A 19,952-nucleotide genomic window follows, 5' to 3' on the forward strand; every position below is an offset into this window, starting at 1 on the left:
TGCCGGCCGCGGTCAGGCTGCGGGGGTGGACGACGTCCCCCGCCGGCCGGGCTGCCCGAAGCGCATGGTGTTCGGGCCCTGTGGCGGCGTCCGGGAGGACGGCGGGTGCGAGGTCGCCGAGCACCGCTGCGTCTTCCTCGACGACCCGGCGCCGGAGTGGGACGGTGCGCCGTCGCCGACGGCCCCGCTCCCGCCCGGCAGCCTGCTCGAGCGGGCCCGTACCCGGCCGGTCGTCCTGACCGACCTCACCGTGGCGCCGTACGACGCGTCGTCCGTCCGCCGCGTCGTGCGCGTGCTCGGGCCGGTCTCCGACGGGCTGCTGACCGGGGAGCACGCCAACCGCCCCGACCTGCCGCCGACGCTGCTCGCCGCCGAGGTCCTGGAGGCCGGCGGCCGCCCCTGGACGACGCTGGCCTGCCGCGACCGCAACCGCGTGGTGCTCGAGCAGGAGCTCGCCGGGCTGGCCGCGGTCGGCGTCGACGGCGTCCTCTGCGTGACCGGCGACGCCCGCGGGCCCGGCGTCCGGTCGGGGGTCACCCAGGTGTTCGACCTCGACGGGCCGCGGCTGGCGGCGCTGGCGAACGGGTTCGGGCTGCCGGTCGCCGTGCCGGAGTCGCCGATCGCGCCGCCGGTGCACCTCCGGCCGGCCCGGGTGGTGACCAAGGAGCGGGCCGGAGCGCGGGTGTGCGTGCTCAACCACGTGCGCGCGCCGGCGCAGGTGGCCGCCTTCGTCGTCGCAGCCCGCGCCGCGGGTGCCACCCTGCCGTTCCTCGCCGCGGTCGCCGTCTACACCGACGAGACATCGGCCCGCGTCCTGCAGCTCTTCCCCGGCCTGCAGGTGGACGACGACGAGGTGGAGCGGGTGCTCGCCGCGCCCGATCCGCGGGAGGCCGGCATCGCCGCCGCGGTGGCCGAGGCCCGGGCGCTGCTCGCCGTTCCCGGGGTGGTCGGCGTCAACCTCTCCGGCCTGGCCTCGGCCGGCGGGGAGGACGCCGGCGCGCGGGTCAAGGCCGAGGTGGCCGCCCGGATCAGGGAGGCAGCGTGACAGAGCTGGAGAGCGCGGCGATGGAGTCGGAGTTCGGCACCGTCGCCGGGTGGACCGAGGAGGCGGTGCGGGCGCTGGGGCCCGAGTTCGCCGTCCCGGCGGGGTGCCGCGGCAGCGGGAGCGAGGGCGCGCTGCGCTGGCTGGCCGACCGGCTCGACCTCACCGCCGGCAGCCGGGTGCTCGACGACGGCGCCGGCGTCGGCGGGCCGGCCGGGTGGCTGGCCGCCGAGCGCGGCGTGCGGGCGGTGTGCGCCGAGCCGATGCACCCCGCGACGCGGGCGGCGCGGCGGCTGTTCGGCCTGCCCGCGGTGACGGCGCTGGCCCAGCGGCTGCCGTTCCCCGACGGCGAGTTCGACGCGGCCTGGTGTCTCGGGGTGCTGTGCACCACGTCGGAGAAGGCCGCCGTGCTCGCCGAGCTGCGCCGGGTGCTGCGCGACCGGGGCCGGCTCGGGCTGCTGGTGTTCGTCGCCGACAGACCGCTGCCGCCGCCGCTGCCGGAGGGCAACGAGTTCCCGTCCGAGGCCGACGTGCGCGGCCTGCTCGACGCCGCCGGGTTGCACGTGGAACAGGCCGCGACCGCCGACCTCGGCGACAGCCCGCCGGAGTGGGCCGAGCGGGCCGACGCGGTGGACGCGGAGGTCGCCCGCCGGCACGGCGAGGACCCGCGCTGGCTGGAGGCCCAGGAGCAGTCGAGCCGGGTGGGACGGCTGCTGTCCGAGGGGGCGCTGCGGCCGTGGTTGTGCGTCGCGGTGGCCCGGTGACGCGCCGAAACGCGCGGGACACACGCCGGAACTAGGTTCGTCGCCATGGCTGACCTCTTCGACGGCTACCCCCTCGGGGAGCAGTGGGACGAGATGTTCGGTGAGGTCGGCCAGCCGCGGTCGGCCTACACCGGCCTGCACACCTCGCTGCAACCGATGGCCGGGGAGGAGCTCTCCGCGCGGGCCGACCTGCTGTCCCAGACCTACCGGGACGCCGGGGTCACCTTCGCCCACGCCGGCGAGGAGCAGCCGTTCCCGCTCGACATCGTCCCCCGGGTCATCGGGGCCGAGGAGTGGTCGCGGATCGAGCGCGGCGTCGCCCAGCGGGTGCTGGCACTGGAGGCCTTCCTCGACGACGTCTACGGCGCCGGCCAGGTGTTCGCCGACGGGGTGGTGCCGCGCAGCGTGGTCACCACCAGCGCGCACTTCCACCGGCAGGCGCACGGGCTGGTGCCGCCCAACGGGGTGCGCGTCCACGTGTCCGGCATCGACCTGGTGCGCGACGAGGCCGGCGACTTCCGGGTGCTCGAGGACAACCTGCGCTCGCCGTCGGGGGTCAGCTACGTCATCACCAACCGGGCGGCGATGAGCCAGGTGCTGCCCGAGCTGTTCGCCGACCACCGCATCCAGCCGGTCGCCGACTACCCGACCCAGCTGCTGGCCGCGCTGAAGGCCTCCGCACCCTCCCACGTGGCCGACCCGACGGTCGTCGTCCTCACACCGGGCGTCTACAACTCGGCGTACTTCGAGCACGCGCTGCTGGCCCGCCAGATGGGCGTCGAGCTGGTGGAGGGCCGCGACCTGGTCTGCGCGGGCAACCAGGTCAGCATGCGGACGACGGACGGCCAGCGCCGCGTCGACGTCATCTACCGCCGGATCGACGACGAGTTCCTCGACCCGGTGCACTTCCGGCCGGACTCGGTGATCGGCTGCGCCGGCCTGCTCAACGCCGCCCGCGCCGGCCGGGTCACCATCGCCAACGCCGTGGGCAACGGCGTGGCCGACGACAAGCTGCTCTACACCTGGGTGCCCGACCTGATCCGCTACTACCTGGCGGAGGAACCGCTGCTGGCCAACGCCGAGACCCACCGGCTCGACGAGCCCGACGTCGTGGAGTGGGTGCTGCAGGCGCTGGACCAGCTGGTGCTCAAGCCGGTGGACGGCTCGGGCGGCAAGGGCATCGTCATCGGCCCGCGCGCCGACGAGCGGACCCTGCAGGAGCTCGCGGTCAAGGTGCGGGCGCGGCCGCGCGACTGGATCGCCCAGAAGCCCATCGGTCTCTCGACCTGCCCGACCCTGATCGGAGGCCGGATCGCGCCGCGGCACGTCGACCTGCGGCCGTTCGCGATCAACGACGGCGACAAGGTGTGGGTGCTGCCGGGCGGGCTGACCCGCGTCGCGCTGCCCGAGGGGGAGCTGGTCGTCAACTCCAGCCAGGGCGGCGGCTCCAAGGACACCTGGGTGCTGAGCCCGCCCCGGCCCGCCGCCGAGCCCGGCGAGCCCGGGCCCGACCTCACCCGCATCGAGTTCACCACCGCCGACCTGGCCGAGGACCCGCCCGCGCCCGACCCCGGCCCGGCCGGCGACGTGCTGGTCGACCAGTCCCAGCAACAACAGCAACAGGGAGGGGCAGAGATGGCCGTCTCTGCCCCTCGGGAGGCGTCGTGCTGAGCCGGATCGCGGAGTCGCTGTTCTGGATCGGCCGCTACGTCGAGCGGGCCGACGACACCGCCCGCATCCTCGACGTGCACACCCAGCGGCTGGTCGAGGACCCGTGGATCGACGAGCGGCGGGCCTGCGCGAACCTGCTGTCGCTGATGGGGTCGCCGGTGCCCGACGACGAGGCCGACACCGAGCGGGTGCTGGCCACCCTCGCCTTCGAGCGGGGCAGCCCGAGCTCGATCGTCGGCGCCCTGTCCGCGGCCCGGGAGAACGCCCGCGGCGCCCGCGAGGTGCTCTCCGCCGAGATCTGGGAGTCGCTGAACGTCACGCACAACGCGCTGCCCCAGCAGCGGACGATGGCCCGCCGGTACGGCCCGCACTCGCTGTTCCGGTTCGTCCGGGAGCGCTCGGCGATGGTGTTCGGGCTGGCCGACTCGACGATGAGCCGCGACGAGAGCTGGCTGTTCCTCATCCTCGGCCGCTCGCTGGAGCGGGTGGACATGACCACCCGGATCATCTCCACGCGGGTGCTGGCCGGCGACGCCGCGCCGTCCTGGACGCTGGTGCTGCGCTCGACCGGCGCCTACGAGCCCTACCTGCGCACCTACCGCGGCGTGGTCGACTCCAGCCGCGCCTCGGAGTTCCTGCTGCTGGACCGGCTGTTCCCCCGTTCGGTGTTCGCCGCGCTGGAGCAGGCCGAGGCGTGCCTGGCCGAGCTGGAGCGCGCGCCGGTGCGCGACGCCACCCGGATCGGCGTCGCCGGCGAGGCGCACCGCATCGTCGGCCGGGCGCGGACCATGCTCGAGTTCATGGGTACCCCCGAGCTGCTGGCCCAGCTGCCCGCGCGGCTGGAGGAGCTGCAGCGCACCTGCTCGGCGGCGAGCGCGGCGGTGACCAACCGGTTCTTCACCGAGCAGGCGCCGCAGGTGTGGGTCCCGGAGGGGGTGGCGTGAGCCAGGCGCAGAGCCAGACGTCCGGGCTGCAGGCGCAGGTGCAGCGGTCCGGCCCGCGCCCGCCGGGCGACCGGTGGCGCCTGCAGGTCGTGCACCGCACCCGCTTCCACTACGGCGGTCCGGTGCGCTCGTCCTACAACGAGGCGCGGCTGACCCCGGAGAACAGCACCCGGCAGACCACGCTGCGGTCGCGGGTGGAGATCGAGCCGGGCGCCACCGCCTTCGCCTACCGCGACTACTGGGGCGCCACGGTCACCGCCTTCGACCTGCACACCCCGCACACCGAGCTCGTGGTCACCGGCACCTCGATCGTCGAGGCCGGGCGCGAACCCACCGAGCACGAGCACGTCGGCTGGGCGCAGCTGCAGGGTCGGGACGTGCGCGACCGGTTCGGCGAGCTGCTCGCCCCGACCGCGCTCACCGCCGTCGACGACGACGTCCTGGCCGAGGTGCGGACCGCCGTGGGCGACGTCGACCCGCACGCCACCGGAGCGGCGGTCTGCCGGCTGGTGCGGGAGCGCATGGAGTACCTGTCGGGCTCGACCAACGTGAAGACCAACGCCATGCAGGCCTGGCGCTCCGGCAAGGGCGTCTGCCAGGACATCTCGCACGTCACCGTCGGCCTCCTGCGCGCCCTCGGCCTGCCCGCCCGCTACGTCTCCGGCTACCTGCACCCCAAGCGCGAGGCCGGCGTCGGGCAGACCGTCACCGGGGAGAGCCACGCCTGGGTGGAGTGGTGGGACGGCGGCTGGTGCAGCTTCGACCCGACCAACGCCGTCGACGTCGGCCACCGGCACGTGACGCTGGGCCGCGGCCGGGACTACGGCGACGTCCCCCCGTTCAAGGGCATCTTCTCCGGCCCGGGCAGCGAGGGGCACACGGTCACCGTCGAGGTCACCCGCCTGGCCTAGCGACGGTTTTCGCGGGGACCGCCAGTGACGTCCGGCGCGTGTCCCGAGGCGGTCGACACCCGCTCCCGGCCCGGGCGGATACTGGGCGTCCCATGACCTCTCCCAGCAGCCGATGAGCGCGCCCGTCAACCTGGTCAACCTCGAGCGGGTGCACAAGGCACACGGCACGACCGTGATCCTCGACGACGTCTCCCTCGGCGTCGCCGCGGGCGAGCGGATCGGCGTCGTCGGCCGCAACGGCGGCGGCAAGAGCACCCTCCTGTCGCTGCTCACCGGCACCGACGAGCCCGACTCCGGACGCGTCACGCGCCGCGGCGACCTCGCCATGGGCGTGCTCGACCAGTCCGGCACGCTGCCCGCCGGGACGACGGTGCGCGACGTCGTCCTGCCGCCGTCGATGTTCGCCGCCGAGCACGAGTGGGCCGGTGACCCCGCCGTCCGCTCGGTGCTCACCGGCCTGGAGCTCGACCGGCTCGGCCTCGACGCCCCGGTCGCCCCGATGTCCGGCGGCGAGCGACGCCGCGTGGCGCTCGCCGCGCAGCTGATCCGGCCGCTGGACCTGCTCGTCCTCGACGAGCCCACCAACCACCTGGACGTCGAGGGCGTCGCCTGGCTGGCTGAGTACGTCAACCAGCGCGCCGGTGGCCTCGTGGTCGTCACCCACGACCGGTGGTTCCTCGACGAGGTCTGCACGACCACGTGGGAGGTCGCCGACGGGAACGTGCACGCCTACGACGGCGGCTACTCGGCGTACACCCTGGCCCGGGCGGAGCGGGCCCGGATCTCGGCGGTGACCGAGGAGCGCCGGTTGAACCTGGTCCGCAAGGAGCTGGCCTGGCTGCGCCGCGGCCCGCCGGCCCGGACCAGCAAGCCGAAGTTCCGCATCGAGGCCGCCCAGGCGCTGATCGCCGACGAGCCGCCCGCCCGGGACTCGATGGCGCTCAAGGGCTTCGCCGCCCGCCGGCTCGGCAAGACCGTCTACGACGTGGCGGACGTCGACTACGCCGTCCCCACCGACGACGGACCGCGCACGCTGTTCAAGGACCTGACCTGGAACGTCGGCCCGGGCGACCGGATCGGCATCGTCGGGGTGAACGGCGCCGGGAAGACGTCGTTGCTCAAGTTGCTCGTGGGGGAGACGAAGCCGGACGCCGGGACCGTCGTCGTCGGCCAGACGGTCGCCGCGGCCTACCTCTCCCAGCACGTCACCGAGCTGCCCCCGCGGGCGCGGGTGCTCGAGGCGGTGCAGGACGTCGCACGCATCGCGCGGATCGGCAACCAGGAGATCTCGGCGTCCACCCTCGCCGAGCGGTTCGGCTTCGCGGCCAACCGGCAGTGGACGCCGGTCGGTGACCTCTCCGGTGGCGAGCGGCGCCGCCTGCAGCTGCTGCGCCTGCTGATGGCCGAACCGAACGTGCTGGTGCTCGACGAGCCCACCAACGACCTCGACATCGACACCCTCACCGCGCTCGAGGACCTGCTCGACAGCTTCCCGGGCACGGTGCTCGTGGTCAGCCACGACCGGTACTTCGTCGACCGGGTGTGCGACAAGGTGGTCGCGCTGCTCGGTGACGGCTCGCTCGCCGAGCTCCCGGGCGGGGTCGACGAGTACCTCCGCCGGCGGGCCGCGGGCGGTGCGCCGCTGACCACGGCGGCCGGCGACGGCGGGACCCGTCCGGTCGGGTCGCCGTCGACCGCCGCCCCGGCGGTCTCGGCGGCCGAGGCGCGGGCGGCGAAGAAGGAGGCCAGCCGGCTCGAGCGGCGGATGCTCAAGCTGGACGCCGACGAGAAGAAGCTGCACGGGCAGCTCGCCGCGGCCGCGACCGACTACGCGAAGGCGGCCGCCCTGGACGCCGAGCTCAAGGCCGTGCACGCCGAGAAGGAGCAGGTCGAGAACGAGTGGCTTGCCGCCACGGAGATCGCCGAGGGCTGAGCCGCCGGCCCGTCCCGGAGCCGCGCTCGGGTCCGGTACCTGCTTCGCCGGTGCTCGTGCTCTGCCCACCGTGCTGGGCAGAGCACGAAGACGACCTCGTGCTCTGCCCACGGTGGTGGGCAGAGCACGAGCACCCGCGGAGAGGGTGTGCCGGTCAGGCGGCGGACCGCTCGGCGCGGCGGCGGGCGATCATCCGCAGGCCGACGACGACCGGCGGCACGGCGCCGACCAGCGCGAAGCCGGCGAAGGGCAGCGGCGAGAAGGCCATCGCCATCGACGCCGCGATGCTCGCCACGGCGGGCAGCAGCAGCCACCAGCCGGTCACCTCGGCGCGGGCCAAGCCGGTGAGGGCCACCAGCGGGCCGAGGATGCCGAACAGCGTCACGATGCCGACGACGGCCACCGCGGGATCGGCGGACACGCTGTCGAACAGGGACAGGGCGACCTCGGGGTCCAGCTCCCGGCCCACCGCGGCGGTCCAGTAGTCGTACAGGACGAAGCCGGCCACCGTGACCAGGCCGAGGGCGGCCATCAGCGCGCCGACGACGGTCGCGATCCGCCCGCGGCGGCCCCGCACCAGCGCGGGAGCGGCCAGCCAGGCCAGGCCGGCCAGCAGGTTGCCGTAGTGCAGCAGCACCGCCGACAGCGTGGTCTGCCCCTCGTCCCGGGCCAGCGCGGCGATGTAGTCGGCGTCGGCCATCGAGTCCTGCGGCGGCGAGGTGGCCATGCCGGCCACGTACAGCAGCGAACCGGCGATCAGGGCACCGCCGGCGATCGGCAGCAGCAGCGACCCGGCACTGCGCGGGGTCTCGGTCGAGACGGAGGGAGCAGGGGTGGTGCGGACGTCGGTGGTCATCGTTCCTCGTCAGGTCGGGATGCGCCGCCTGGGTGCGGCGTCGCCGAGAAAACTAGGAACGGCACCCTCACCAGCGCGTCCGCCGGGACGCACCGACCCGCCTCCGCCGTACGACGGAGTCCGACACGTCCGCGTTCGGCCGTGCGGGGGATCCCCCGGGGGGCGCGCGGCTCCTAGCGTGCTCCCTCGTGCCCCGCTGGTCGGTTCCCCCGCGCACCCGTCGTCTGCTCTGGCCGGCCGTGGGGGCGCTGCTGGGTGCGATGTCGGTGTTCGAGTGGCTCATCGACGACGTGACCCGCCAGGACTGGCTGTTCGTCGTGCCGGGCCTGCTGACCGGGGTGCTCCTGGCCGTCAGCCCGCAGCTGCCGGCCCTCGCCCCCGTGCTGGGCGTGCTCACCGTGGCCTTCAACGTCACGGGCGGCGCACCCGGGCCGGGCGGCGCCCAGCTGATCGGCATGGGCCTGCTCGTCGGCCACGCCGTCGCGGTGCTGCCGCCCCGGCGCGGTGCCGTCGCCGCGGGCACGTCGATCGTCCTGGTGACCGGCTTCGCGGCCGCCTTCGCACCCAACGCCTGGGAGTCGGTCTTCTACGTGCTCGTGCTCGGTGCCGCCGCGGTCGTGGGGGCGCTGGTCGCGCAGTCCCGCCACCGGGCGTCGGAGCTGCAGGTGCTCGCCGCTCGGCTGGCCGGGCAGCAGGAGACCATCGCCGCCGCGGCCACCACCGCCGAGCGGGCCCGCATCGCCCGCGAGGTGCACGACTCGGTCGCGCACGCGGTGAGCGTTATGGTGCTGCAGATGGGTGGCCTGCGCCGGCTGCTGCCCGACCACCCCGAGGCGCAGGAGGTGCTGCGCGGCCTGGAGCGGCTCGGCCGGGACTCGGTCGACGAGATGCGCCGGGTCGTCGGCATCCTCCGCGAGCAGCCGGACGGCGAGCCGGCCCCGCTGCCGTCGCTGTCCCGCCTCGACGCCGTCCTGGGCGAGCTGCGGACCGGCGGCATGCCGATCGACCTCGTGGTCACCGGTGAGCCGGTGGAGCTGCCGCAGCTGGTCGACGTCTCCGCCGTCCGGGTGGTCCAGGAGGCGCTGTCCAACGTCGTCCGTCACGCGGGCGCCGCGGCCACCACCGTGACGGTGGACCACGCGCCCGACCGGGTCACCGTCACCGTCACCGTCACCGACGACGGCCGGCCCCGGGTGGCGACGCCGCCGCCGTCCCCCGGCCGCGGCGGGCACGGGCAGCTGCACATGCGGGAGCGGGTGGCGGTCGCGGGCGGGCGGCTGGAGGTGGGGCCGGTCCGCGGCGGCGGGTACCGCGTGCGCGCCACGTTCCCACTCGCGGTGCCGGCCGTCCCGAGGGCCGGGGTCCCCGCGTGACGATCCGGGTGGTGCTGGTCGACGACCAGGCGATGGTGCGCACCGGGCTGCGCATGGTGCTCGCCGCCGAACCCGACATCGAGGTGGTCGGCGAGGCGGCCGACGGAGCCTCCGGCGTGCGGGTCATCACGCAGACGCGGCCGGACGTCGTCCTGCTCGACGTCCGCATGCCGGGCATGGACGGCCTCGAGACCGCGCGCCGGCTGGCCGCCGCCGACCTGCCGACCCGCGTCATCGTGCTCACCACCTTCGACGAGGACGAGTACGTGGCCGCCGCCCTGCGCGCCGGGGTGAGCGGGTTCCTGCTCAAGGTCGCGCCGCCCGAGGACCTGGTGGCCGCGGTCCGCACCGTCGCCGCCGGGCACGGGCTGCTCGACCCCGCGGTGACGCTGCGCGTCATCGAGTCCTTCGCCGCGGCCCCCGCCCCCGACCCCGAGCGGGCCGGTGCGCTGGCCCAGCTCACCGATCGGGAGACCGACGTCCTCGCGCTGGTCGCCGCCGGGTTGTCCAACGCCGAGATCGCCGCCCGGCTCCACCTCGGCGAGGCGACGGTCAAGACGCACGTGAGCCGGCTGCTGCTGAAACTGGGTCTCCGGGACCGGGTGCAGGCGGTCGCCTTCGCCTACGAGAGCGGGCTGGTCACGCCTGGCAGGTAAAGTGGGCAGCACCGCCGGCCGTCGACGACCGACGTCTGTGGTCCCCGAGCCGCCCTCCGACTCCCGGGAGACCCGTGCTAGTTCTGCTCCTCCTCCACCTGCTGGCCGCCGTCCTGGCGCCGCTCCTCGTGCGGTGGTGGGGGAGGCAGGCGTTCCTGGCCCTCGCGCTGGTCCCGGCCGCCGGCTTCGCCTGGACCATGGCGCAGCTGGGCCGGGTGCTGGCCGGCGACGACGTCCGCGAGACCGTGCCGTGGATCCCCGCCCTCGACCTCGACGTCGCGCTGCGGCTCGACGCCCTCGCCCTCGCCTTCGCCGCGCTGGTCACCGGCGTCGGCGCCCTCGTCTTCGTCTACTGCGCGCGCTACTTCGGGCCGGACGACGAGGGCACCGGCCGCTTCGCCGGGAGCCTGACCGCCTTCGCCGGCTCCATGCTCGGCCTCGTCCTCGCCGACGACCTGCTGCTCCTCTACGTGTTCTGGGAGCTCACCACCGTCTTCTCCTTCCTGCTCATCGGCGGGTCCGGGCGGCGGCTGGCGGCGCGGCGGGCGGCGTCACAGGCGCTGATCCTCACCACCGCCGGCGGACTGGCCATGCTGGTCGGGCTCATCCTGATCGGGCAGGCCAGCGGCTCGTTCCTGCTCTCGGAGGTCGTCGCCGACCCGGGCAGCGGCACCGCGATGGTCGCCGGGACGGCGCTGGTGCTCGCCGGCGCGGTCACCAAGTCGGCGATGGTGCCGTTCCACTTCTGGCTGCCCGCGGCCATGGAGGCGCCGACCCCGGTCAGCGCCTACCTGCACGCCGCGGCGATGGTGAAGGCCGGCATCTACCTGGTTGCGCGGCTGGCGCCCGGCTTCGCCGACGTGCCCGGGTGGCGGCCGGTCGTGCTCGGGCTGGGCCTGGCGACGATGCTCGTCGGCGGGTACCGCTCGCTGCGCCAGAACGACCTCAAGCTGCTGCTGGCCTTCGGCACCGTCAGCCAGCTGGGCTTCCTGCTGGTGCTGGTCGGTGCCGGCAGCCGGGAGATGGCCGCCGCGGGCCTGGCCATGACCATCGCCCACGCGCTGTTCAAGTCGACGCTCTTCCTCACCGTCGGCATCGTGGACCACGCCACCGGCACGCGGGACCTGCGCAAGCTCTCCGGGCTGGGCCGGCGGCTGCCGGTGCTGGCCGTCATCGGGCTGCTGGCGGGGGCGTCGATGGCCGGGGTGCCCCCGCTGCTCGGCTTCGTCGGCAAGGAGGCCGCCTTCACCGCGCTGTGGGAGGGCGGGCTGGCCTCGCGCGGTGTGGCCGCGGTCGAGCTCACCGGCCTGCTGGTCGGTTCGGTGCTCACCGCCGCCTACACCTTCCGCTTCCTGTGGGGCGCCTTCGCCCGCAAGCCGGGGGTCGCCGAGAGCGAGGTCGCCCACCCGCCCGGCGCGCTGTTCCTGGCCGGGCCCGCCGTCCTCGCCGGAGCGGGGCTGGTCGCCGGGCCGGCCAGCCCGCTGCTCGAGCCCCTGGTCGGTGCGTACGCCGAGGCGCTGCCGCTGCTGGCCCCCGAGTACGAGGAGCTGGCGCTCTGGCACGGCCTGCAGCCCGCCCTCGCGCTGACGGCGGTCACACTTGCCGGCGGTGCCGCGCTGTTCGCCGCCCGCACCCCGCTGAACCGGCTGCAGCGCCGGCTGGCCGTCGGGGCGTCGGCCGACGAGGGGTACTGGAACGTCATCCAGGGCCTCGACCGGCTCTCGGTGCTGGTCACCGGCACCACCCAGCGCGGCTCGCTCCCGGCCTACCTCGGCACGATCCTGGTCGCGGTGCTCGCGCTGCCGGGCACGATCCTGCTCACCCGGGCACCGTGGCCGGGCGAGTGGCGGGCGTGGGACACCCCGGTGCAGGCGATGGTCGGCGTGGTCGTCATCACCGCCGCGCTGCTCGCGCTGCGCATCCGGCAGCGGCTCTCGGCGGTGCTCGTCGTCGGGGTGACCGGGTACGGGACCGCCGTCCTCTTCGCCCTGCAGGGTGCGCCGGACCTCGCGCTCACCCAGTTCCTCGTCGAGACGCTCACCCTCGTCGTCTTCGTCCTCGTGCTGCGCAAGCTGCCCAAGGACATCACCGAGCGGCACCTGCCCCGCGAGCGCGCCGTCCGCGGCGTGATCGCCGTGGCGGTCGGGGCGTTCATGGCCGCCGTCGGTGCCGTGGCGCTGGCCGTCCGGACCGCGACCCCGGTGTCGGCCGACTACCCCGAGCAGGCGTTCGCCTTCGGCGGGGGCAAGAACATCGTCAACGTGATCCTGGTCGACATCCGGGCCTGGGACACCATGGGCGAGATCTCGCTGCTGGTCGTCGCCGCGACCGGCGTGGCCAGCCTGGTCTTCCTGCGCGGTCGCACCGGCAGTGTGGAGCGGGCGGACCCCTCCGAGCGGTCCCGGGCCGGCGGCCCACGGGCCGCCCGGGCGCCGCGGAACCGGTGGCTGGCCGCGACCGGCACCCTCGACCCGGCCCGTCGCTCGGTGGTGCTCGAGGTGATCACCCGGATCCTGTTCCACACGATCACGGTCTTCTCCGTCTACCTGCTGTTCTCCGGGCACAACGAGCCCGGCGGCGGGTTCGCCGGCGGGCTGGTCGCCGGGCTCGCCCTCGTGCTGCGCTACCTCGCCGGTGGGCGCTACGAGCTGGGTGAGGCCGCCCCGGTCGCGCCCGGCCTGCTGCTCGGCGCCGGGCTGTTGTTCGCCGGCGGCACCGGCGCGGCCGGCCTGCTGCTGGGGGGCGAGGTGCTGCAGACGGCGATCCTCGAGATCGACGTCCCGGTGCTCGGCCACATCAAGCTGGTGACGTCCCTGTTCTTCGACATGGGGGTCTACCTCATCGTCGTCGGCCTGGTCCTCGACGTGCTGCGCAGCCTCGGCGCCGAGCTGGACCGCCAGGAGGACGAGGAGGACCCGATCGAGCTCACACCCGGGGAGGTGGTGGTCCGATGACCCCGACGATCGTGCTGCCGGTGATCATCGGCGGCCTCTACGCGGCGGGGGTGTACCTGCTGCTCGACCGCAGCCTCACCCGCGTCCTGCTGGGCTTCCTGCTCCTGGGCAACGCCACGAACCTGCTGGTGCTGTCGGCCGGGGGCCCGGCCGGGCTGGCGCCGATCCTGGGCTATTCCGAGCCGGAGGAGATGAACGACCCGCTCCCGCAGGCGCTCATCCTCACCGCGATCGTGATCACCTTCGGCGTCTCGGCGTTCGTGCTGGCGATGATCCACCGCTCCTGGCGGCTGGTGCACCAGGAGGTCGTCGGCACCGACGAGGAGGACCGCCGGGTCGCCGCCCGCTCGGCCACCGACGCCGACGAGCTGGACCCCGACGAGCTGTCCCCCGACGACCGCATCGCCGGGCACGCCGACAGCCTGCACGGCCCCGACGCCGACGAGCTGCCCGCCGACGACGTCGACCTGCCGGCCGGGACGGGGGCCCGGTGAGCCGCGTCCTCGTCCCGCTGCCGGTCCTGCTGCCCCTGCTCGGGGCGGCCGGCGCCCTGCTCATCTCCGGGCACCCCCGGTTCCAGCGGGCCCTGAGCCTCGCCGTCCTGACGTCGGTGCTGGTCGTCTCCGTGGTGCTGCTGCTCATGGCCGACGCCGACGGCGCGAACGCGATCTCGGTCGGTGACTGGCCCGTCCCCCTGGGCATCGTGCTCGTCGTCGACCGGCTGTCGGCGCTGATGCTCGTCGTCGCCTCGACCGTGGCCCTCGGCGTCCTCGTCTTCGCCGTCGGCCAGGGCTCGGCCGACGGATCGGAGCAGACGCCGCTGTCGATCTTCCACCCGACGTTCCTCGTGCTGGTGGCCGGCGTGAGCAACGCCTTCCTCGCCGGGGACCTGTTCAACCTCTACGTCGGCTTCGAGATCCTGCTCGTGGCCTCCTACGTGCTGCTCACCCTGGGCGGCACGGCGCCCCGCATCCGCGGCGGCATCACCTACGTCATCGTCAGCCTGACCAGCTCGCTGATCTTCCTGGCCGCCATCGGGCTGGTGTACGCCGCGACCGGCACGGTCAACATGGCCGACCTCGCGATCAAGCTCGCCGAGCTGCCCGAGGGCACCCAGGTGCTGCTGCAGTCGATGCTGCTCATCGCGTTCGGCATCAAGGCGGCGGTCTTCCCGCTGTCGGCCTGGCTGCCCGACAGCTACCCGACCGCCCCGGCGCCGGTCACCGCGGTCTTCGCCGGCCTGCTCACCAAGGTCGGCGTCTACGCGATCATCCGCACCCAGACGCTGCTGTTCCCGAACGGAGCGCTCGACGACCTGCTCATGTGGGCAGCGTTGGCCACGATGCTCATCGGCATCCTCGGCGCGGTCGCGCAGACCGACCTGCGGCGGCTGCTGTCGTTCACCCTGGTCAGCCACATCGGCTACATGGTCTTCGGCATCGCCCTGGGGACGGCGGGCGGGCTGGCCGGCGCGGTGTTCTACGTCGCCCACCACATCGCCATCCAGACCACGCTGTTCCTCGTGGCCGGGCTGGTCGAGCGGCAGGGCGGCACCACCTCGGTGGACAAGCTGGGCGGCCTGGCCCGGCGCTCGCCGCTGCTGGCCGTCCTGTTCTTCGTGCCGGCGATGAACCTGGCCGGCATCCCGCCGCTGTCGGGGTTCATCGGCAAGCTCGGGCTGCTCCAGGCCGGGGTCGCCGAGGGCAGCGCGATGGCGCTGGTGCTGGTCGCGGGTGGTGTGGTCACCAGCCTGCTCACCCTGCTGGCCATCGCCCGCGTCTGGACCCGCGCCTTCTGGCGGTCCCCGACGCAGGCCCCGGCCGACGACACCGCCGCCGCGGCCGCGGCCGACGCCGGCTCGGGCAACGGGCGCACCCCGGACGGCGGCCCGTCGCCCGACGGCGAGGGGCCGCGGACCGCCTTCCAGGACGCCTGGCGCCGGCACACCCGCGTGGCGACCGCCGCCGAGCCCGACCTCCCGCCCGCGGCGTCCAGCACCCGGGCGCTGCGGCCGCTGCCGTCGACGATGGTGGCCGCGACGGCGGCGCTGGTCGCGCTCACCGTGGCGCTCACCGGGCTGGCCGGCCCGCTCTACGGCATCGCCGACCGGGCCGCGGCGGACCTGGTCGACCGCACTCCCTACATCTCCGCCGTGTTCGGACCGGAGGGACCGTGAGCGTCGAACCGGCCGCCACCCGGCTGCGGCACCAGGTGCCGCTGGTCGTCTGGCTGGTGCTCGTCTGGATCCTGCTGTGGGGCACCTGGTCCTGGGCGAACGTGCTCAGCGGCCTGCTCGTGGCCCTGGTCGTGCTGGTCGTGCTGCCGCTGCCGCACGTGGTCGGGGGCGTCCGGGTGCGCCCGGTGCCGCTGCTGGCCTTCCTCGGCCACTTCGTCGTCGACCTGGTCGTGTCGGGCGCGCAGGTCGCCTGGCTGGCGCTGCGGCCGGCCCGTGACGGCGGATCGGCGATCGTGCGGGTGCAGCTGCGGGCCGACTCCGACCTGCTGCTGACGATGGTCGCCGAGGCGACCTCGCTGGTCCCCGGGTCCCTGGTGCTCGACCTCGACCGGGAGGAGCAGCTGATCACCGTGCACCTGCTGCACGTGCGCGACCGGGCGGCCGTCGAGCGGGAGCGGGCCCACGTGCTGCGCACCGAGGAGCGGCTGGTCCGCGCGTTCGGGGCCGCCGCGGACGTCGAGGCGCTGGAGTCCGCCGAGCGCCGGACGACCGGGGAGCGGGTGCCGTGACCGTCGTCGCCTACGTGCTCTACGCGTTCATCGGCGGCGGCGCGCTGCTCGCCCTGGTGCGGCTGGCGCGCGGCCCGTCCCTGCTGGACCGGGTCGTCGCGACCGACACGCTGCTGGTGATCATCGCCGCGGGGCTGGCCGTGTACGCCGCCCTCGAGCGGGACCCGACGGTGGTGCCGGTGCTGGTCGTCGTCTCGCTGCTGGCGTTCGTCGGCTCGGTGTCGATCGCCCGCTACGTCGGCGGGATGCTGGTGCGGACCGGCACGGACGCCGGCCGGGACGCCCGCCTGCCGGTCGCCGCCGAGGAGAGGGAGGCCGGCGCGTGACCGCCGTCGCGGACGTCGTGGCGATCGGCTGCCTGCTGGCCGGCGCGTTCCTCTGCCTGACCGCGGGGCTGGGCCTGGTGCGCTTCCCAGACGTCCTGTCGCGGATGCACGCCGGCACCAAGCCGCAGGTGCTCGGCGTGCTGCTGATCATGGTGGGCGGCGCGATCCGGCTCAGCAGCTGGTCGGCCGCCTGGATGCTCCTGCTGGTCGCCGCCTTCCAGCTGCTCACCGCGCCCGTGAGCGCGCACATGATCAGCCGGGTGGCCTACCGCCGCCGGCACGTCCGCCGGGACCTGCTGCTCGTCGACGAGCTCGCCGACGGCCGGTACCAGGACGCGGTCTACAAGGGCGACGAGCCCGGGGACGCCCCGCCCGAGGACGCGGCCCCGTCCCGAGGCTCACCCCGAGCTCGCGAGGGGTGAGCCTCGGGACGGGGCCCTTCGTCAGCTCAGCTGGCCGAGCCAGAACGGCAGCCCCTGGTCGTCGCGGCAGTACGCCGACGAGCCGTAGGACTCCTGCTCGATCTCCCCGGCCTGCCCGCCGGCGGTCTGCACCGCGGCCACGGCGACCTCGATGTCGTCGACGGCGTACATCGGCACGGCGCCGAGGTCCTGGGTCTGCCCGCCGTGCAGCCCGACCATCGGGGTCTGGCCCTGCGCCTCCCAGCCGTCGTCCACCTTGCCCGGGCTCATCGACCAGCCGAGGACCGCCTCGTAGAAGTCGCGGGCCCGGGCGCCGTCGGGCACCCGGACGGTCAGGTAGACCGCGTCGCCGGGGCGCACCGGTGGCCGGGACGTCGACGGCGACGCGCCGGGCGTCTGCAGCATCCAGCGGTGCCCGAACGGGTCGACGACGACGCCGATGCGCCCGTACGGGGCGTCGTCCGGCTCGCGTTCGACGGTCCCGCCGGCCGCGGCCGCCCGGGCGACGGCGCTGTCCACGTCGGGCACGGTCAGGTGCAGGGAGACGCTCACCCGGCCGCTCTCCGGCCCGCCCAGCCCCAGCTCCGGGTACTCGTCGGCCAGGTACAGGGTCGCCCCGCCGACGTCGAGCTCGGCGTGGCCGATGCGGTCGTCGTCGGAGACGTACGGCTCGCCCACGACGCGGGCACCGAGCGCGTCGGCGTACCAGGACATCGCCGCGCGCGCGTCACGGACGGCGAGGTAGGGGATCAGCTGCGACATCGCGGGCCCTCCGGCAGTTGGTCCTTCTCCTACCGCTGGGCCCGGTTCACCGCCGAGACGACCGCGCGCAGCGACGCGCTGACGATGTTCGGGTCGATGCCCACGCCCCACAGCACCCGGTCGCCGACGGCGCACTCGACGTAGGCCGCGGCCCGCGCGTCGCCGCCGGAGGACATCGCGTGCTCGGCGTAGTCCAGCACGCGGACGTCGACGTCGACGGACTTCAGCGCGTCGACGAACGCCGCGATCGGGCCGTTGCCGCGACCGTGGATCGTCGTCGGGACGCCGTTGTCGACCAGCTCGACGACCATCTCGTCCAGCTGCTCGCCGTGCGCGGTGTGCCGGTGGCCGGCCAGCGAGAAGCGGCCCCACGGCGCGTGGGGGTCGGGCAGGTACTCGCTGGAGAAGGCCGCCCACATCTGCTGGGCGGTCACCTCGCCGCCCTCGTTGTCGGTGTGCCGCTGGATCACCGCGCTGAACTCGATCTGCAGCCGGCGGGGCAGGTCCAGGTGGTTCTCGGTCTTCATGATGTAGGCGACGCCGCCCTTGCCGGACTGGCTGTTCACCCGGATCACGGCCTCGTAGCTGCGGCCGACGTCCTTGGGGTCGATCGGCAGGTACGGCACGGCCCACGGCATGTCATCGACCCGCTTGCCGGCGGCCTCGGCGTCGGCGGCGAGGGCCTTGAAGCCCTTGTTGATCGCGTCCTGGTGCGAGCCGGAGAAGGCCGTGTAGACCAGGTCTCCGCCGTAGGGGTGCCGCTCGTGGACGCCCAGCTGGTTGCAGTACTCGACGGTGCGCCGGATCTCGTCGATGTCGGAGAAGTCGATCTGCGGGTCGATGCCCTGGCTGAACAGGTTCAGCCCCAGGGTGACCAGGTCGACGTTGCCGGTCCGCTCGCCGTTGCCGAACAGGCAGCCCTCGATGCGGTCGGCGCCGGCGCGGTAGCCCAGCTCGGCGGCGGCGACGGCGGTGCCGCGGTCGTTGTGCGGGTGCAGGGACAGGACGACGGCGTCGCGCCGGCCCAGGTTCCGGTGCATCCACTCGATCTGGTCGGCGTAGACGGTCGGCTCGGCCATCTCGACGGTGGCCGGCAGGTTGATGATCGTCGGCCGGTCGGGGGTGGGCTCCCAGACGTCGGTGACCGCGTTGCAGACCTCGACGGCGAAGTCCAGCTCGGTGCCGGTGAACGACTCGGGGGAGTACTGGTAGGAGATGTCGGTGTCGGGCATCTGCTCGGCCAGCTTGCGCACGATCTGTGCGCCGTGGACGGCGATGTCGACGATGCCGGCGCGGTCGGAGTCGAACACCACCCGCCGCTGCAGCGTGGACGTCGAGTTGTAGAGGTGGACGATGGCCTGCTTCGCGCCGCGCACCGACTCGAAGGTCCGCTCGATCAGCTCGTCACGGGCCTGGGTGAGCACCTGGATGGTGACGTCGTCGGGTACCAGGTCGTCCTCGATCAGCTGGCGGACGAAGTCGAAGTCCGTCTGGCTGGCCGCCGGGAAGCCGACCTCGATCTCCTTGTAGCCGATCCGGACCAGCAGCTCGAACATGCGCCGCTTGCGGTCGGGCGTCATGGGGTCGATCAGCGCCTGGTTGCCGTCCCGCAGGTCGACGGCGCACCAGCGCGGGGCGACCGTGGTGACGGTCTCCGGCCAGGTGCGGTCGGGCAGCACGATCGGCGCGAAGGGGGCGTACCGGTGGATCGGCATGCCCGAGGGCCGCTGGGGGTTGCGGACGTGCGGGTGGTTCTCGCTCATGTTCCTGCTCACGGGGTCGCTCCTCTGGCGCGGGCTGGACTCAGCTCCGGTGGGGCGGTCAGCAGTGCGCCGGGAACGCGCGGACTCCGCGGCGAGGGGGCCGACCTAGGAGAGGGCCTCGCCGCGGCGGGTAAGCAGGAGGCTGCCGCGCACGCCCCCACGGTAGCAGCGGCTCAGCCCAGGTCGCAGCCACACGGGCAGTCCGGCGCGTGCACGGGCCGACCGGAGCCGTCGTCGAGCTCGTCGCAGCGGGGTGGGCAGTCGCAGCGGAAGCCGTCGTCGATGCTGCTCAGCTCGCCGGCGAGGAACCTCCGCTGCCGCTCCGCCGTCCGGGCGCGCCACTGCTCCAGCCGCCGCGCCTCGGCCCGTTGCTCGGGCGCGTCGCCCGGCCGCGGGAGCTGGTGGTCGGCGGGCGTGCCCCGCACCCGGCGGGTGGCGTCGCGGCGCCGGCGGTCCCGGTCGAAGGTGTACCAGACCCGGTCCCGGCTGTAGCGGTGCTCGTCGTGCCACCAGCCCTCGTCGGAGTAGCGGGTGTCCAGGTGGGCGGGGAAGCGCCGGTCGCCCATGTCCCGGACGGCGTCGGGGTCCATCGCCGGCACCTCCGCGCCGGTGCCGTCCACGAGGGTCAGGCGCAGCCCCGCCAGCTCGGCGGCGCGGGCCAGCGCGCGGGCGTCGAGCCCGGACCGTCCGCTCTCCGCGGCGGCGACCGCGGACTTCGAGATCCCGAGGTGCCCGGCGAGCTCCCGCTGGGACAGGTCGGCGATCCGGCGGATCCGCCGGAGCACACCGCCGAGGTCGCTGTCGGTCACCCGGCGAGCGTCGCCGCCTCC

Annotated in this window: 18 protein-coding genes; 14 read left to right on the plus strand and 4 right to left on the minus strand. The window is 74.5% G+C overall.

Features of this window, described 5'->3' with window-relative positions; translation table 11 throughout:
* The first annotated feature begins 25 nt into the window (after positions 1–25).
* The 6 genes from MY526_RS03280 (at position 26) to MY526_RS03305 (ending at position 7,265) form a co-directional block, all read left to right on the plus strand.
* The gene (locus MY526_RS03280) at positions 26–1,045 is read left to right on the plus strand and encodes a methylenetetrahydrofolate reductase C-terminal domain-containing protein (RefSeq protein WP_436703239.1); all 1,020 of its coding nucleotides are present in this window, start codon (positions 26–28) and stop codon (positions 1,043–1,045) included.
* A complete protein-coding gene (locus tag MY526_RS03285) occupies positions 1,042–1,806 on the plus strand; it encodes a class I SAM-dependent methyltransferase (RefSeq protein ID WP_436689053.1) in 765 nt (254 codons plus the stop codon). The genes MY526_RS03280 and MY526_RS03285 overlap by 4 nt, the downstream gene beginning before the upstream one ends.
* A gap of 45 nt (positions 1,807–1,851) precedes the next feature.
* The gene (locus MY526_RS03290) at positions 1,852–3,477 is read left to right on the plus strand and encodes a circularly permuted type 2 ATP-grasp protein (protein ID WP_436703240.1); all 1,626 of its coding nucleotides are present in this window, start codon (positions 1,852–1,854) and stop codon (positions 3,475–3,477) included.
* A complete protein-coding gene (locus tag MY526_RS03295) occupies positions 3,471–4,421 on the plus strand; it encodes an alpha-E domain-containing protein (RefSeq protein WP_436689057.1) in 951 nt (316 codons plus the stop codon). Before MY526_RS03290 ends, MY526_RS03295 begins: the two co-directional genes overlap by 7 nt.
* Positions 4,418–5,332 (plus strand): transglutaminase family protein, encoded by a 915-nt coding sequence (locus MY526_RS03300; protein WP_436703241.1) that lies wholly within the window; start codon positions 4,418–4,420, stop codon positions 5,330–5,332. The genes MY526_RS03295 and MY526_RS03300 overlap by 4 nt, the downstream gene beginning before the upstream one ends.
* 112 nt (positions 5,333–5,444) lie before the next feature.
* On the plus strand, positions 5,445–7,265 hold the full coding sequence (locus MY526_RS03305) for an ABC-F family ATP-binding cassette domain-containing protein (protein WP_436703242.1): 1,821 nt from the start codon (positions 5,445–5,447) through the stop codon (positions 7,263–7,265).
* A 154-nt stretch (positions 7,266–7,419) separates the two neighbouring features.
* Here MY526_RS03305 and MY526_RS03310 read toward each other — a convergent pair whose 3' ends face one another.
* Positions 7,420–8,121, minus strand: a complete 702-nt coding sequence (locus tag MY526_RS03310; RefSeq protein ID WP_436703243.1) for a hypothetical protein — start codon at positions 8,119–8,121, stop codon at positions 7,420–7,422.
* A 188-nt stretch (positions 8,122–8,309) separates the two neighbouring features.
* Here MY526_RS03310 and MY526_RS03315 point away from each other — a divergent pair, with 188 nt between their 5' ends.
* The 8 genes from MY526_RS03315 to mnhG all read left to right on the plus strand — a co-directional run bounded on the left by MY526_RS03315 (position 8,310) and on the right by mnhG (position 16,597).
* The gene (locus MY526_RS03315; RefSeq protein WP_436703244.1) at positions 8,310–9,494 is read left to right on the plus strand and encodes a sensor histidine kinase; all 1,185 of its coding nucleotides are present in this window, start codon (positions 8,310–8,312) and stop codon (positions 9,492–9,494) included.
* Entirely contained in the window at positions 9,491–10,150 is a 660-nt protein-coding gene (locus MY526_RS03320) for a response regulator (protein ID WP_436703245.1), read from the plus strand. Before MY526_RS03315 ends, MY526_RS03320 begins: the two co-directional genes overlap by 4 nt.
* 74 nt (positions 10,151–10,224) lie before the next feature.
* Positions 10,225–13,104 carry a Na+/H+ antiporter subunit A gene (locus MY526_RS03325; RefSeq protein ID WP_436703246.1) on the plus strand — a complete coding sequence of 960 codons (2,880 nt, stop codon included), beginning with the start codon at positions 10,225–10,227 and terminating at the stop codon, positions 13,102–13,104.
* Positions 13,101–13,598, plus strand: coding sequence for a Na(+)/H(+) antiporter subunit C (locus tag MY526_RS03330; RefSeq protein ID WP_436689071.1), 498 nt, complete (start codon positions 13,101–13,103; stop codon positions 13,596–13,598). Before MY526_RS03325 ends, MY526_RS03330 begins: the two co-directional genes overlap by 4 nt.
* Positions 13,595–15,280, plus strand: a complete 1,686-nt coding sequence (locus tag MY526_RS03335) for a Na+/H+ antiporter subunit D (protein ID WP_436689073.1) — start codon at positions 13,595–13,597, stop codon at positions 15,278–15,280. Before MY526_RS03330 ends, MY526_RS03335 begins: the two co-directional genes overlap by 4 nt.
* Positions 15,277–15,849 carry a Na+/H+ antiporter subunit E gene (locus tag MY526_RS03340; protein ID WP_436689074.1) on the plus strand — a complete coding sequence of 191 codons (573 nt, stop codon included), beginning with the start codon at positions 15,277–15,279 and terminating at the stop codon, positions 15,847–15,849. Before MY526_RS03335 ends, MY526_RS03340 begins: the two co-directional genes overlap by 4 nt.
* Positions 15,846–16,175, plus strand: a complete 330-nt coding sequence (locus MY526_RS03345) for a monovalent cation/H+ antiporter complex subunit F (RefSeq protein ID WP_436703247.1) — start codon at positions 15,846–15,848, stop codon at positions 16,173–16,175. Before MY526_RS03340 ends, MY526_RS03345 begins: the two co-directional genes overlap by 4 nt.
* Complete coding sequence (mnhG, locus tag MY526_RS03350) at positions 16,172–16,597, plus strand: monovalent cation/H(+) antiporter subunit G (protein WP_436689079.1); 426 nt, start codon at positions 16,172–16,174, stop codon at positions 16,595–16,597. The genes MY526_RS03345 and mnhG overlap by 4 nt, the downstream gene beginning before the upstream one ends.
* Before the next feature lie 21 nt (positions 16,598–16,618).
* On the opposite strand, the gene MY526_RS03355 is transcribed toward mnhG, so the two are convergent.
* The 3 genes from MY526_RS03355 to MY526_RS03365 all read right to left on the minus strand — a co-directional run bounded on the left by MY526_RS03355 (position 16,619) and on the right by MY526_RS03365 (position 19,931).
* A complete protein-coding gene (locus MY526_RS03355) occupies positions 16,619–17,359 on the minus strand; it encodes a VOC family protein (protein WP_436703248.1) in 741 nt (246 codons plus the stop codon).
* 29 nt (positions 17,360–17,388) lie between these two features.
* Entirely contained in the window at positions 17,389–19,134 is a 1,746-nt protein-coding gene (gene leuA, locus MY526_RS03360) for a 2-isopropylmalate synthase (protein WP_436703249.1), read from the minus strand.
* A gap of 161 nt (positions 19,135–19,295) precedes the next feature.
* A complete protein-coding gene (locus tag MY526_RS03365; protein WP_436703250.1) occupies positions 19,296–19,931 on the minus strand; it encodes a helix-turn-helix domain-containing protein in 636 nt (211 codons plus the stop codon).
* Between the last annotated feature and the right edge of the window lie 21 nt (positions 19,932–19,952).

Origin of the sequence: Geodermatophilus sp. CPCC 205761 (assembly GCF_051383655.1) — a bacterium.
Taxonomy (GTDB): Bacteria; Actinomycetota; Actinomycetes; order Mycobacteriales; family Geodermatophilaceae; genus Geodermatophilus.